This window comes from Pseudooceanicola algae (assembly GCF_003590145.2).
GTDB lineage: Bacteria > Pseudomonadota > Alphaproteobacteria > Rhodobacterales > Rhodobacteraceae > Pseudooceanicola > Pseudooceanicola algae.
In genome coordinates this window covers 2,339,849-2,353,469 of record NZ_CP060436.1, presented here as the reverse complement: position 1 = coordinate 2,353,469, position 13,621 = coordinate 2,339,849, and the positions used below count along the sequence as shown (strand labels likewise).

At 58.4% G+C, this 13,621-nt stretch carries 11 protein-coding genes; 6 read left to right on the top strand and 5 right to left on the bottom strand.

Annotated elements, in window-relative coordinates:
- Positions 1-415: 415 nt before the first annotated feature.
- From PSAL_RS10960 to PSAL_RS10940, 5 genes are all read right to left on the bottom strand, one after another.
- Entirely contained in the window at positions 416-1,390 is a 975-nt protein-coding gene (locus PSAL_RS10960) for an ATP-binding protein (RefSeq protein WP_119837698.1), read from the bottom strand.
- 41 nt (positions 1,391-1,431) lie between these two features.
- Complete coding sequence (locus PSAL_RS10955) at positions 1,432-3,705, bottom strand: hypothetical protein (RefSeq protein WP_119837699.1); 2,274 nt, start codon at positions 3,703-3,705, stop codon at positions 1,432-1,434.
- Complete coding sequence (locus PSAL_RS10950; protein ID WP_119837823.1) at positions 3,702-4,454, bottom strand: hypothetical protein; 753 nt, start codon at positions 4,452-4,454, stop codon at positions 3,702-3,704. The genes PSAL_RS10955 and PSAL_RS10950 overlap by 4 nt, the downstream gene beginning before the upstream one ends.
- A gap of 319 nt (positions 4,455-4,773) precedes the next feature.
- A complete protein-coding gene (locus PSAL_RS10945; protein ID WP_196941848.1) occupies positions 4,774-5,871 on the bottom strand; it encodes an AAA family ATPase in 1,098 nt (365 codons plus the stop codon).
- An 838-nt stretch (positions 5,872-6,709) separates the two neighbouring features.
- A complete protein-coding gene (locus tag PSAL_RS10940; RefSeq protein WP_269212573.1) occupies positions 6,710-7,147 on the bottom strand; it encodes an ATP-binding protein in 438 nt (145 codons plus the stop codon).
- 164 nt (positions 7,148-7,311) lie between these two features.
- On the opposite strand from PSAL_RS10940, the gene dcm reads away from it, so the two are divergent.
- From dcm to PSAL_RS10910, 6 genes are read left to right on the top strand one after another with little or no spacing between them, the layout of a single operon-like run.
- Entirely contained in the window at positions 7,312-8,385 is a 1,074-nt protein-coding gene (gene dcm / locus PSAL_RS10935) for a DNA (cytosine-5-)-methyltransferase (RefSeq protein ID WP_119837702.1), read from the top strand.
- 10 nt (positions 8,386-8,395) lie between these two features.
- Positions 8,396-8,866 (top strand): very short patch repair endonuclease, encoded by a 471-nt coding sequence (locus PSAL_RS10930; protein WP_119837703.1) that lies wholly within the window; start codon positions 8,396-8,398, stop codon positions 8,864-8,866.
- A gap of 12 nt (positions 8,867-8,878) precedes the next feature.
- Positions 8,879-10,507, top strand: a complete 1,629-nt coding sequence (locus PSAL_RS10925) for an ATP-binding protein (protein ID WP_119837704.1) — start codon at positions 8,879-8,881, stop codon at positions 10,505-10,507.
- A 1-nt stretch (position 10,508) separates the two neighbouring features.
- Positions 10,509-11,342 carry an HNH endonuclease gene (locus PSAL_RS10920; protein ID WP_119837705.1) on the top strand — a complete coding sequence of 278 codons (834 nt, stop codon included), beginning with the start codon at positions 10,509-10,511 and terminating at the stop codon, positions 11,340-11,342.
- Positions 11,339-13,159, top strand: coding sequence for a DEAD/DEAH box helicase (locus PSAL_RS10915; RefSeq protein WP_231388492.1), 1,821 nt, complete (start codon positions 11,339-11,341; stop codon positions 13,157-13,159). The genes PSAL_RS10920 and PSAL_RS10915 overlap by 4 nt, the downstream gene beginning before the upstream one ends.
- The gene (locus PSAL_RS10910) at positions 13,159-13,593 is read left to right on the top strand and encodes an EcoRII N-terminal effector-binding domain-containing protein (protein ID WP_196222680.1); all 435 of its coding nucleotides are present in this window, start codon (positions 13,159-13,161) and stop codon (positions 13,591-13,593) included. The genes PSAL_RS10915 and PSAL_RS10910 overlap by 1 nt, the downstream gene beginning before the upstream one ends.
- The last annotated feature ends 28 nt before the right edge of the window (positions 13,594-13,621 follow it).

Here is a 13,621-nt window from a genome sequence, read left to right as displayed (position 1 = left end):
CGCGCGCCAACCGTCGCAGAGAGGTCGGGGGCGGCGTTTCACCCACCCGACGCTCATGAGGGCTCACATCATCTGGATAAGCTTATGTATCATATGCTCAAGGATAATCTCGAGAGGTCTCTCAAGAACCGCTGGACATGGTGTGCATGGAAAAATGCCATTTTGCGCATTCTTATGCCACATCTACAACAGGTGGCAGGTGGCAGGTTGCAAATGTACCATAAGCTTGCACACCCAGATGATTCGGGGTCGATGCGCTTGGTAAATTCACCATAGATTCCAGCGGTTTGAGAATCACCCCATGGCGCTGCAAGGCATAAGCATGCACAGACAACACATAAGCATGCACGGCTGCGGAAAAAAAGAGAGCCCGCGATGCGAGCCCTGAAACGTCCATACCGGTAATGGCCAGCCGCTATTCGTCCAGCACCATCTCCATGAGTTTGTCGCCGTCGATCATGTCGCGATAGCCTGGCGCGGTGAAGGGGCAGAGGCCCTGAGGCAGGCGGGAGTTCTGGGCATAGGCCTCGGAGAAGATTTTGACCGTGCCTGTCTTCTGGCCATGAAGTCTGCACAGCCCGAAGGCGCGGATCAGCAGCTCGATGACAAGGCCCCACCTGGAGGCGCAGGCAAAATCAAGGCGCTGCAGAAAATCGACATCAACAAGGTCGTCGACATCGATAACAGCGCGCTCGGAGTAGGTGTAGACGAGCTTGTTCAGTTCGAGCATGTCCGGATCTCTTGCAGGATCCGCGAAGCTGCCGAGATTGATCTTATCGAAATGAATGTGGGAGAGGAGATGGGCGATTTGCTCTTCGGCGTTTACATGACTGGCCAGAACCGGGACGCCTGACAAGATGAGCATCAACTGCCAATCCGAGTCCTTCATCAGTGCTTTGAAACGGTCGAGGAGCTTCTCGTTGGACGTTTTGCCGGAGGTGAAGGCGTGCTGGCATTCGTCGTAGTAGAGGCCGATGACGCCCTGTTCGCGGCACTGGTGGCGAACCATGTTCCAGAGTTCTCCTTGGGTGCGCCGGGGGTTCGCGGGGTAACCGAGTGCCTCAAGAGTCTTGTGACCCAGATCCTTCCAGCTGATCGACCCATCCAGCTTGCAGTAGATAATCTTGCCAACCTTCCCGTTGGGCATTTCCGTCATGCTGGCGTTGAATTCCTCCACAAGCCGGACGGTTTCGGAGGTTTTGCCAACGCGGGATTCTCCCGTCACCAACAAGCCACGTGCTTCGAAATGCCCGCCGATCGAGGCTTTGACGTAATAGTCGTGCAGGCAGTTCTCAAAAGCTTCGCGGAGCTTTGCCGCACGCGGAAAAGTATAATGGCCGCGCTGCAGAGCAACCGATGCGTTGACGCGGTTCTGGTCGATGAAACCCATGGGTATCCTTGAATTGCTGGACGTCGTTGAGATGGCGGTAGTTACAAGAGTTCGCCCTTCTGGGCGGGGCGGCCGAGCCTGACAGGGTTTTCCAAAGGCGGATTTTCCGCCTTGGGCTTCGATTTCCTGGCTGGTATTGCTGGCGCAGAGGTCGGCTCCGCAGGCTCGTGGTCGATGAGAACTGCATCGCCCAGCGGCAGGATCCCAGGGCCCGAGGTTGCGCTGGCCAGGGTGCCGGGGGCGACCGTGTCAATCGGCACCTGCGTGGTGACCAGCCGAGATGAGGCAAACAGGCTCTTGGCCTTCTTGCGGGCTTCGTCGCGGCTGACATAGCTTTTGGGCAGCCGCCGCTCGACCCCGAGCTTCTTGAGCTGCTCATGTCTCTCAAGGCGTACCTTTGCGATACGGTCTTCGTAGAGCCTCGTCAGCTCGGGGTTTTCGCGCCGGTACTGCATCATCAGCTCCAGGAATTCGGACACGGTCAGGTCGGCGAAGACGGTCGTCTGTAGTGCCAGCCTGTATGGCTCTGGATCACGCGGGATCACTGCGGTTGCAAAGCTCAGATCGTCCGGATCGATATACACGGTGACCTTGCCCTTGTGTTGCTCGCGGGCGGTCTGGAACTCGTCTGACGAATAGAAGAGGCCTTCAAGCACACGCACACCCTCATCGTTGGGTTGCAACTTGAATGGCCAGCCCAAGTGGACGCGACGGAGATCTTCATCCAGAAGACGAAATGTTTCCCGGGTCTCATTTAGTTCTTTGAATACCTCTGCAGGTCGGCGCCCCCCAATCCCGACACCCATGTGTTTCAGGGACGGGTATTCATCGATGAAAAACTTGGTCAGGATTTCATAGAGGAGGTCGATATCCAGCACGCCTGATTTCTTGGCGTCATATCCGGGCAGCTCTCCTGCTTTGCGACCCGTGTAGCCGTGAAGCAGTTTCAGCAAGACGGACTCGGTGGTGCCGAACATCCGCTCGACATACGGCTTGTCGGCGGAGGCGTGGGTCCGCACATCGGTATTCGCTGATGCGATCCCCATGAGCGCGGACTTGACCTCGGCGTTCCTCAGGCCGGTACCATTGTCATTGCGCACCATGCCGAGCCCCATGGCAGGCATAGCCTCGCCCTCACAACCGTAGATGCGCCTTTCGCGGGTCTTGTCGCGCGTTGCCATCCGCAGCAGCTGCATCGTGGCTTCGGCTTTTGGCTGGTCACTGACAACCCAGGCCAACGGCATTCGTGTTGCGATATCGATCATCACCAGGATGCTGAGGCGACTACGGATCTCCTCATCCGCCCATTCCATGGCCGTCTTCAGATCTTCAGAGAGCGTATGCCAATAGCCTTTGGCCTTGGCCGATGTAATCAGGGACGCCCGACATTCGTCCATCTCACAGAATTCGCCGATCATGAGGGCGCGCACGTCCGAACTGCCGCGTCCGCGCTTGTTGCGCGCATAGCGCTCGCCCTTGGTCGCGACCATGTATTCGATCGGCGTGAGCAGCTCCTTGCGGTGACGAAGAACGGATTGATGGGATGGGACCGGGAGCGCGGGGAGATCGTTGAGCGCCCGCTGCCGGTTTTCCCTGTTGAGCAGCGCTGCAAGGTAGCCATGCACGTTCGCCACCGATGGGGCCTTGAGATCCAGACCGATCTCCTCCCAAGCCTCTGTCATGAGGTCTTTCAGACGCAAGGGCAGACGTGGCGTCTCGTTGCCTTTCAAGTGGTCAAGTGTTGCCAACCCGGCGATGACATCATCACCGTCCTGGAGACCCTGGTAGATCCCGTAGTATTTCTTGAGTGTCCGCCCTTTGTAGAGAAACCAGCTCTTCTGCTGGCCGCCTTTCAACGTGGCCGCATCAAGACGCACACGCTCGCCGAAAAAGGCTTCGACGAGTGGACGCAAAAACTTCCTGTTCGCGGGGTCGTTCAAGGCGCCGATGGAAATCCGGAAGCCCTTTTCGCCCTCGACAATGGTCCGGTGCAGATAGAGCTCGTCGATCGCTCTGCATATCGCGTAGTGGAACCGGCCATACGTCTGTTGCTCATCTGAGAGTTGAGCCGCAACGCTCAGGCCACCCAACCTCAGCTTGGCACTCCCCTCTGGCAAAAGCTGCGAAGGGGCGAAAGTCACGGCGCCGGATTTCATCATTTCGACGAAGGACGAGAACCCAAGGATATGCATCTGGCCGCCCGTCGGGTCCGCCAGCTCATAGCCTTGCGCACCGACCTTGTGGAGCACGAGGTCGCGCCCCTGGACGGCAATTTCGGTTCCGGCTTCGAAGTTGTAGCGTGGCGCGATTGTCATGATGCAACCTCGACGCGTGACCATTCCGCGATGACGTGGTCAAGGTTTGCGCTCAGCGCACCCCGCGCGATCAGGCGGTAGCAAGATTTGAAGACGACCTTCTGCGGCAAGTCGAGCAGCGGAAAAAGATCACGCATCAGCCAGAGCGAGCGATGGTTTCGCGCGGTCCAGAGCACCATGTCGTCGACCTCTGGATCCAGAAACTGAATGGCTTCATGCAGGCGGAAAAGGTTCTCCCGCCGCTGACGTGAAAAGCGGCCAGCATCGACGATCATCATGCTATCTGCCGCGCCCCGGGGCGTTGCAGCCGTAATTGCTTCAATCTCGCGCCACGTTCGGGGCTTTTGCAGGCTGTCGGAGTTACGGACAAAGATGAGCGCGCGCCGCCCGTCGACAAATGTCGCAAGTATGTCGTGCGTGTAGGTCCGTCGCTTGCTCTGCTCATCCCTGTAATGCACAGACAATGGCTGAAAATGCAGATCATGCAGATTGGGCGACAGCAAAAATTCATGAGCCACCGCCGCCTCAGCTGCGCTCTCGGCAATGCCGACCTTGCGTTTGAAATCATTGGCTGCAGTCCGGTAGGTCATCCACACCCGATGCGAGGTGGAGCTCCTGAAGCCAGGATTGCGGACCCCATCGAAGGGCAGGATACCGTGAATCCGACCAAGCTCAATTTTGGACTGCCTGGGCAGTTTGGCTGGCGAGTAGTTCCAGCTGTCATGATCGATAATCTGATCGGCAGACATGACTTCTCCGTTCCCGGAACAGCGTTGCGCCGGGTGCATTTTTGTTTCTTTTCAAGAGGCCATGCCACTCTTGCCACGCTCAACCGCCATCGGTAGCGTGACAGACGTGATGATGCTGCAGGACCTCTGCTTCTGGTGCCCGTCTTGGGCGAAATTCTGAACAGGCCCGCCTGATGATGATCGGCTTGGCCATGCTCCTATTTTCTGGGAAGTTCGTGAAAATCCCAATCGAAAAAGGCATTCTCAGCTTGGGAACATGTGGAAAACTAGCTCAACCCACTGAATGTTAATGGAGAATCAGAGGTGCGCCCAAGGCCAGTCAGTGGAGGACTGGTCTATTCTGCTGATCCGAGCCAAGGTCCAGCATCCGTTTGACGGTCCGGATATTGATCTGATGGCCTGCCTCGAACGCTTCAGCCAGCGCGGTCGTGATGGCTGCTGCGATGAGGGTGGAGAGCTGCCGCTCTGCGGCCTCACGCAGGACGAGCCCATTGATCTGTTCCTGGGTGGGAGACGGTACGCTGACGACGCGGATCCGTGACAGGAGCGGTTCCGGCAGGCCGTGCTGGCTATTGGAGGTGAAGACCCAGTTGATGAAAGACATATCGAATTGGTTCTGGAAATAGGGGCAGGTCCACCGGCTTGCTGTCAGGTCTTCGAGCAGCGGTAGAAGGGAATTCGGCAGGCTGAAGGACCGGCCCTTGTCGGACATGGGCGAGCCAGATTTCTCAAACTCGTCGATGATGACGAGCGGATTTGCAACTTGCCGCATCAGCATCAGGCTAATCAGCCTGCCGGGGCCGGCATTTGCCCAGCCGCGTTGGTTGCCTACAAGCCCGAAGCTGGCATTCTCGCCGGTTGCATCCAGGGTCATATCCGGCGTTTCCAACAGCTGCGCAAGACGCTTTGCCCATGCGCTTTTGCCGATGCCCGGCGGGCCATCGAGAAGAACCGGCGAAAATCGGGCGCCAGGCCTGTCACTTGCACGATTATGATGAAGGCTGCGCCAGACATGTGTTGTCGCTTCCGAGACCCAGGGAAATTCCGCATGAAGCGCCGCGGCGATCTCGTCGATATGATGCGCAGAGCGCAGGTCGAATATCTCGACGCCGTCGCGACAGCCTTCAAGCATGGCACGGTCTTCTCTGGACAAACGCGTTGGCTCGACTTCCTTCAAATGGCGGCGGTGGATCTTCTGCGCCCACCGCCTGATCCGGATCTCGAGCGATTTCGGGAGCTCATTCTGCGGATATTGCCATAGTTCATTGTGGGCAGCGCGCTTTTCCTGGGGGATGCCTTCGGAAATCTGCCGCTTGTCCTGCAAGTCGGTATAGAATTCCGTGAGACGCTTGATGATCGCGGCCTCGTCGAATGCCGGATCGGGCTGTTTGCTCAGGATGAAGCGAATTTTGGGCATGGATGGGGCTTTCGTCATAGCTCCGCCAGCCGCCATGACGGCGGTCATGCGGGCAGAGCCTCGGATTGGAGGGAAGGTTGAGTTCGCTGTGCGCCGAACATCTCTCTGAGCCGGAGGTTGGCCGGCCAGGAAGAAATCAGTGTCAGCTAAGGGTATGTAGCGCAGGTATCATCGGGCACTCGCTGAGGTCAGACATGGGAGGGACGCACCATTCCATCGGGAGTGGACGATTATCCGGTGAGCCCATGCCATAGCGCTCAAATCACCGCAAGTGATTCTAAGTTACTGATACTAGGAAGGAAAATGGATTATTGTTTTTCGCAAATACGAGGCCGACTGACCGGCAGGTGCTCCGGTAAACGTCCGCTCATCGCCAAGAGCATGAGCCATGCGGCCCACTAATTTTTATTGCCGCGCTGCTGCAAACTTGACCGAGGCTGTAGGTCCCGTAGGGACCGTTCGGCATGCCGCCCATGAATGATTGATCAACGATGCCATTGGTCCCTCGCCTGGCCAGGTAGGAAGAACCTTCACGATTGCTCGCCTTGCAGCCTGAGTGGCGCACCGCAGCACCGACAGACCGGGCGCTTCGCCTTCAACTCCTCGAGGAGATGCAGCGGCGCACTTTCCACAAACCTCTTAACCCGTTCAGGGTCAACATGGGCCCGACGGACACAATCCCGGTAGACGAGCCAGCAATGGATGGACCCTACGAAGCAGGTCACCATGCCAGCTATGCAGATCAAAGGACCGATCATGCGCTTCCCTTTCTGTCTGAGGATGCCGTTATACTGAGAGCATGCCTGTGGCAAAATACTCGCGATAACGCGTGTCAGGGTCAAGCTCGCGCCGTTCGTGGGGCAGTTGGTCCGACACGCGCGGCGTGCGTTGCAGGGTAGCCGATCTCGTCGACGACCAGCAGGGAAGCCCGCGCGTAGAAGCGGATCTTCTCCGGGAGTCGCCCTTCGCGTTCGGCCTGCGCGAGCGCGTCTATCAGCCCGGCCAGGGTGCAGCGATAGACGCTGCGGCCCGTCTTGACCGCGGCAGCGCCCCAAGCCGTGGCCAGATGGCTCTTGCCCGTGCCCGGCGGGCCGAGGAAGTGCAGCACTTCGGCGCGGTTGATGAACTCCTGCTGGGCGAGTGCCATGATGCGGTGGCCATGCAAGGATGGCTGAAATGAGAAGTCGAAGCTCTCGAGCGGCTTGATAGGCGTGAGCCGAGCCGTGCGAAGGCCGACCCCTACGCGGCGTCCTTCGCGTAGGGTCGCCTCGACCATCGCGCGGGAGTATTTCCGGTGCTCATAGCATCAAAGAGCCCGTGAACCTGATCGTAAGCTTGGACGGTTACTTTTTCCGTGGCATAGATGGGCTACGGGTTGTAGCGCCCGTGCTTTGCGGCCCTTGTTTTCGTTTGTAGGCGCACATCACCCGGAGAACACACATGACCGCTGTCTCACACGGTTTCAATTTTATCGATCTCTTCGCGGGCATCGGCGGACTGCGCATAGGTTTCGAGGCGATTGGCGGAACCTGCGTATTCACAAGCGAGTGGAACAAGTTTTCGCAGGAGACTTACCGCGCGAACTTTGAAGACGGCCACGAGATCAACGGCGACATCACCAAAGTCGACGAACGTGACATTCCCGCTCATGATGTCCTGCTCGCCGGTTTCCCTTGCCAGCCATTTTCCATTGCCGGGGTGTCAAAGAAGAACTCGCTGGGCCGGGCCCATGGGTTCGCGGATGAGACACAGGGCACACTGTTCTTTGATGTGGTTCGCATCCTGCGACATCACAAACCGAAGGCTTTCCTTCTGGAAAACGTCAAGAACCTCCTGTCGCATGATAAAGGCAACACGTTCCGCGTCATTCTCCACGCCTTGGATGAATTGGGATACGAAGTTGACCACAAGGTGATCGACGCGCGCCACTGGGTGCCGCAACACCGGGAGCGCATCTTTATCGTCGGCTTCCGGCGTGACGTGCCCGCCGCGTTCTCCCTTGACGAGGTGATCCTCCCGCAAGGCCCTGCGCCGACACTTGCGGACATCCTGCACACGCAAGACGGTTCAGAGACGGTTGAGGAACCCTATACTACCGGCCCCTTGGCCAATGTGGGCGACAAATACACACTCACGCCCAACCTTTGGAAATACCTCCAGAACTATGCTGCCAAGCATAAGGCAGCCGGAAATGGTTTCGGATTTGGCCTGTGTCAGCCCCACAACGTCGCCCGCACGCTCAGTGCCCGCTACTACAAGGATGGCAGCGAGATACTGATCGCCCAGAACCACGGCACGCCCCGGCGCCTGACACCAAGGGAATGCGCAAGGCTCATGGGGTTTGACCGAAAGGGGTCGAACCAACCTTGGAAGATCGTCGTCTCTGACACACAAGCCTACCGTCAGTTTGGCAACGCAGTCGCCGCACCGGTTGCCATTGCCATCGCGGAAGCCATGGCCCCTTGGATCACCAACACGGTCGCACTGCACTCCAAACGGGGGATGCGTGCCTGACAAGCCGCCCATGACACGATCCGCGATGATGTCGCGGATCGGCCCCAAGGATACCAAGCCCGAGATCATGGTGCGCAAGGGACTGCACCGTCTGGGCTTTCGCTACCGCCTGCATACCAAGGAACTTCCAGGAAAGCCGGATATCGTGCTGCCGAAATACCGGACCGTGATTTTCGTTCACGGTTGTTTTTGGCACGGACACGAGGGGTGCCATTATTTTCGCATCCCCAAGACAAATACTGATTTCTGGCAAGCCAAGATAGGGCGGAACCAGGAAAGGGATGCTATGGTCCTACAACGCCTTGCACAGTCCGGATGGCGCATCCTAACTGTATGGGAATGCGCAACGCGCCAAGTATCAGAAGATCTCCTGATATCGGTGATTGCAGATTGGTTGGAGAGCCGCGAAAAAGAGGCCAGCATTTCAGAGCAGGACTTCTTCTCACGTCTGGATGGAAAGTCCGGCTCTCGTCCGAAGTGAAAGAGCAGGAAGATGAACGACCTCATCAACGATCCGAATGCCGCGCGCCTCATCGTCGGGCTTCGTGACACGGGTTACAACGTCAAGACCGCAGCAGCCGACATCATCGACAACTCGATCGCAGCCGGAGCCAACGCGGTGAACATCAACATCGAGTTGATGCATGACGGCCGGAAGATCGTCTATTTCGGTGATGATGGTCAGGGCATGACCCGCGATGAGGTTCGCAATGCGATGCGCTACGGTGCCGACAAGCGTTCCGACGCCAAGAGCCTCGGGAAGTTCGGGCTGGGGCTAAAAACGGCTTCAAGTTCGGTCTGCAAGCGTTACAGCCTGATTTCGAGGAAGTCAGCGGACCAAGAGTTGTCCAAGCTGACTTGGGATCTAGAACATGTCGAGGCACAGAATATCTGGGAAATGCTCGACGATCCGGTGACGTCCGATCAGGCTGACATGTTCGAGGAACTTTGCGGGGATACCGGGACGCTTGTCGTCTGGGAAAACTGCGATCGGATCCTTTCCAAGGACTACGACCCCGGTTCAAAGGAAAAGGCGGCAATCAAACGGCTGGCCGAGACCTTGGGCAAGCACGTCGCGCTGGTCTTTCATCGGTTTCTCGACACATGTGACGAACGCGAACGACATGTTGCCATCCGGATCAATGGCGTCGATGTGCCTGCATGGAACCCGTTCTATCCAACCCGCTCGGATCAGGTGCTCGCAGAGTCGAAACAGCGGATACTTGTCGAGCTGCCCGACTGCAGCGAAGCGGAAGCAGGGATCAAGGCGTGGATCCTGCCTCACCGCCGCGACATGACAAAGGAAGAAGAAGCCCAATTCGCGCGTATTTCGAACCGTGCGCAGGGCTTTTATGTCTATCGCGAGGGACGCCTCATTCAGGATGGTGGCTGGCTGGACGTATTTGGCGCACCCGAACCCCATACGTCGCTCCTGCGCATTGAATTCGATTTCACTCATGAATTGGACGAGGCCTTCCGCATCGACGTGAAGAAGTCTCGGATCCTGTTCCATCCGGAACTGGAAGATGGGCTTCGCAGCCTTCTCCAACCGGTCTACCGCGAAGCCGGCAACCGGTATCGCCGTATCACCCGCGACGATGCCAACAAGAGGACAACGATCGACCACGGAAGCTCTAACAAGAACATCGCGGCGACGGCGAATGTCTCCAAGCCCCAAGTGGCAAGCGCGGATCCGGCAAGCCAGACCGTCGAGGTCAACAACCGGCGTGGTGTTAAGATCCGCATCAAGGTGCCCGTTCAGGAGCACGTCAATCCGGAGGCGATCTATGTCGAGGCGGTCACGACGATCACCAGCGGGCACCTCTTCGAGCCAGCGTACCGTAGCCCAGGTGTTTCGGACCACGTACCGGGGGTTCTGCTGAACAAGCATCATGACTTCTACCAGAAGATCTACCAGCGCGCTGCTGCCAGCGGATATGCCGTGGAGGGTATGGACCTACTCCTGTACGCCTTCGCGATGGCAGAGCAGAATAACACAGATCCGGAACTGGAGCCTGTGTTCGAGGACATTCGCGAGGAGATCTCGTCCAACCTCAAGAAGCTGCTCCGCAATCTCCCGGACCCAACCTCGGCGGAACTGACCGAGCTTGACGAAGACTGATATGCTGTCAGCCCGCCAAACCCTCATTCGGGAAGAACTGGAGGCCGGAACCGGCGCTGCGATCGGCATGGCCGTTGACGGGTCGAAGTCGCGGACCGGCCTGCGGATATGGTTTGCGGACCTCGAAGAGCGGTACGGTCCCGTGGCCGAGATGCGTCCCTACGGCCTGAAGGGTTACGCCGTTACGCTGGGCTTTGGCGCATTTGCGGGTGAGGTCGTGCGACGGATCGCTGGTGCCGGGTCCGAGGATGTCCATCTGGCGCGGGCCCTCGTCGCGTCCGTCGACAGTTCTGTGGAGGTTGAAGTCCAAGGACAGGAGATGGCCGATTGGAAGATCACCACTGGAGATTTCCGGATGACTGCCATCATCCGGAACCTTCCGCGGGACCCCGAGGTCGCACTGACCGAGGTCAGCCGCGACACGATCGTGCCCATGATGGCCGCCATGGCCGAACTGATCGGGTATGACGTCATCGAGGAGGACGACCACGGCGAGCCCGAATACGAAGGGGCGGAACTGTTCACAACGGTCAGGCGCCGGGAACGTAACCCCAGAAATCGGCTCCTTTGCATCAGGTTGCACGGCGAAGTTTGCGCCTGCTGCGGGCTTGATCCGCGCGAGACATACGGCGTGGCTGGCAGCATCATCGAGGTCCACCATCTCGAACCGCTTTCGCTCCTGAAAGAGCCGCGCCCATATGACCCGGCACGCGACCTCGCCCCTCTCTGTCCGAATTGTCACCGCGCCGTGCATACACGCCGACCCGAACCGTGGTCCCTGGAGGAAGTTGTCGAATTGATGGCTGATCCAATGGGCAAGGCTGGCATCTTGTGACCACACCGGCTGACATGCCCTTCACGTTTGAAGCGGTTGTAGCTGAATTCGGCGACCGCTTTAGCGTTTCTCAGCGGGTCCTTGATCCCGCCCTCCGGATCAGCAACGGACCTGTGTGCCTTGCGGCACGGCTGGGTGGCATTCGGACGCTTCGCGGCGTGCAGAGCTTCATCGAGGCCCCTTCAGCCCGCCATGCCTGGGTGCTGGATGGAAATACGATCCGGCCTCTTCCGCAGGATGCACCCGATCTGGTTGCCGAAGTCCTCGAAGGTGCCGATCCACAGGATGTCCCGTTTGCCTTGGGCATAAGGCTCACGCAGGAGCCAAACGAATTGATCGCGGTCGACGCCGATGAGGAAGTACTCCGATCTGGCACTATTGCGGCAGATGACCTTGGCTCTGAAATGTCCATCGCCGGGCTGAACGCGAAGCTATTTCCGTTTCAGGCCCGTGGCGTCCAGTGGATGTGGCAGACCGCCAAGCGGACCGGTGGCCTGATCCTCGCGGATGAAATGGGCCTTGGAAAAACCCTGCAGATCATCGCACTGCTCATGATGGATCCACCTCCGCACAGTGCGCCCGCGCTCATCATCTGCCCGACAAGCCTGATTGCCAACTGGGTCCGAGAGATCCGCCGCTTTGCACCGTCGCTCACCATTCTGGTGCATCGAGGCGCGTATCGGGCCGGCATCTTCCGTGATCTGCAGGTCGCCTCCGTCGTCATCACGACCTACGACACGATGGTGAACGACATTGCTGTGTTGTCGTCCTTGGAATGGTCCTGGGTGATCTCTGACGAAGCGCAAGCGGTCAAGAACCCGGAATCAAGCCGGCGTCAGGCACTGGCCACCATTCCAAGACGCTGCGCGATTCCTATGACTGGTACACCAGTCGAGAACACCCTTCTCGACCTCTGGTCACTGATCGATTTGGCGGTGCCCGGAATGCTCGGCGAGCAGGATGTCTTCAAGGTCGAATATCCAGACACTGTGGAAGCAGCTCAAAGCCTAGCGCGGCTGACCGACCCAGTCATCCTGAAACGGCGGGTCGCCTATGTGGCAGGCGACCTGCCAGAACGGATCGACGTCGACCTGCCCGTTTTGCTCGACGAGGACCTTACCCGGCAATACGAGCTGGTCCGGCAGACAACCCTTGAGAAGTATCCGGTGGCCGGCGCGCTGGTTGCTACGATGCAATTGCAGCTCTTCTGTGCCCACCCATGGTTGCAGAGCCGCGACGATGTGCAGGATCACGACGACGCCGATCTCGTTGCAAGTGATGCAGCGCCGCTGATGACTCCGAAGATGGAGCGGTCCATTGCGCTTCTGCGCGAAGCATTCACTAACCGGCGCAAAGTGATCGTCTTCGCTTCCTTCAACAGGATCGGAGACCTTCTTGAGCAAGCCGGGCGTGACCTTCCCACCGCGTGGTGGGGCGCCATCAACGGCAGCACAGCCCAGGAAGATCGCCAGGCCATCGTCGATAAGTTCTCGTCCTTTGACGGTCCGGCCTGCCTCGTGCTCAATCCGCGCGCCGCAGGCGCAGGGCTGAACATCACCGCCGCAACCATCGTCATTCACTTCACGCCCCTCTGGAACCCCGCACTCGAAGCGCAGGCCAGCGCACGCGCGCACCGCCGCGGCCAGACCGTGCCAGTCACCATCTACCGTCTGTTCTACGAAGACACGGTAGAACAAGTGATGATCGAACGATCGACTTGGAAAAGTGAACTGGCGAACGAAACCATGCCCTTAGCGATCCGCGACACCGAGGATCTGACCCGGGCACTCCAGATGACTCCCAACGGAAAGTCCTGATGAAGAAATTCTCCAAACCGCTGACTGCGAACGATGTAGGGGCAACCGGAGCTCATATGGCCGGAATCCACATTCCTAAAAGCGACGACGAGCTTCTGGCTTTCCTTCCCCCCTTGGACCCCAAAGAATACAACCCGAGCGAATGGATCACTTGCGTGACACCGGACGGGCGCGAACTGCGTCTGCGTTACGTCTATTACAACAACCGCTTGCACAAACCCAAGGGGACACGGAACGAATACCGGATCACGCACCTGACGAACTACTTCAAGACAGAAGGGGCTAGGGAAGGTGACACATTTGAGATATCCAAGGAAGAAGGCGCGCCCCGTTACTTGATCGACGTAGTACCCGCCATGCAGGAAGTCAGTGAACAGGTCGACGAATCCCCCGTCCGCATCAAGATTTCTGCTGGCTGGCGCCGCGTACATTGAATCCCGGCCGACCAGAAAACCGTATGGC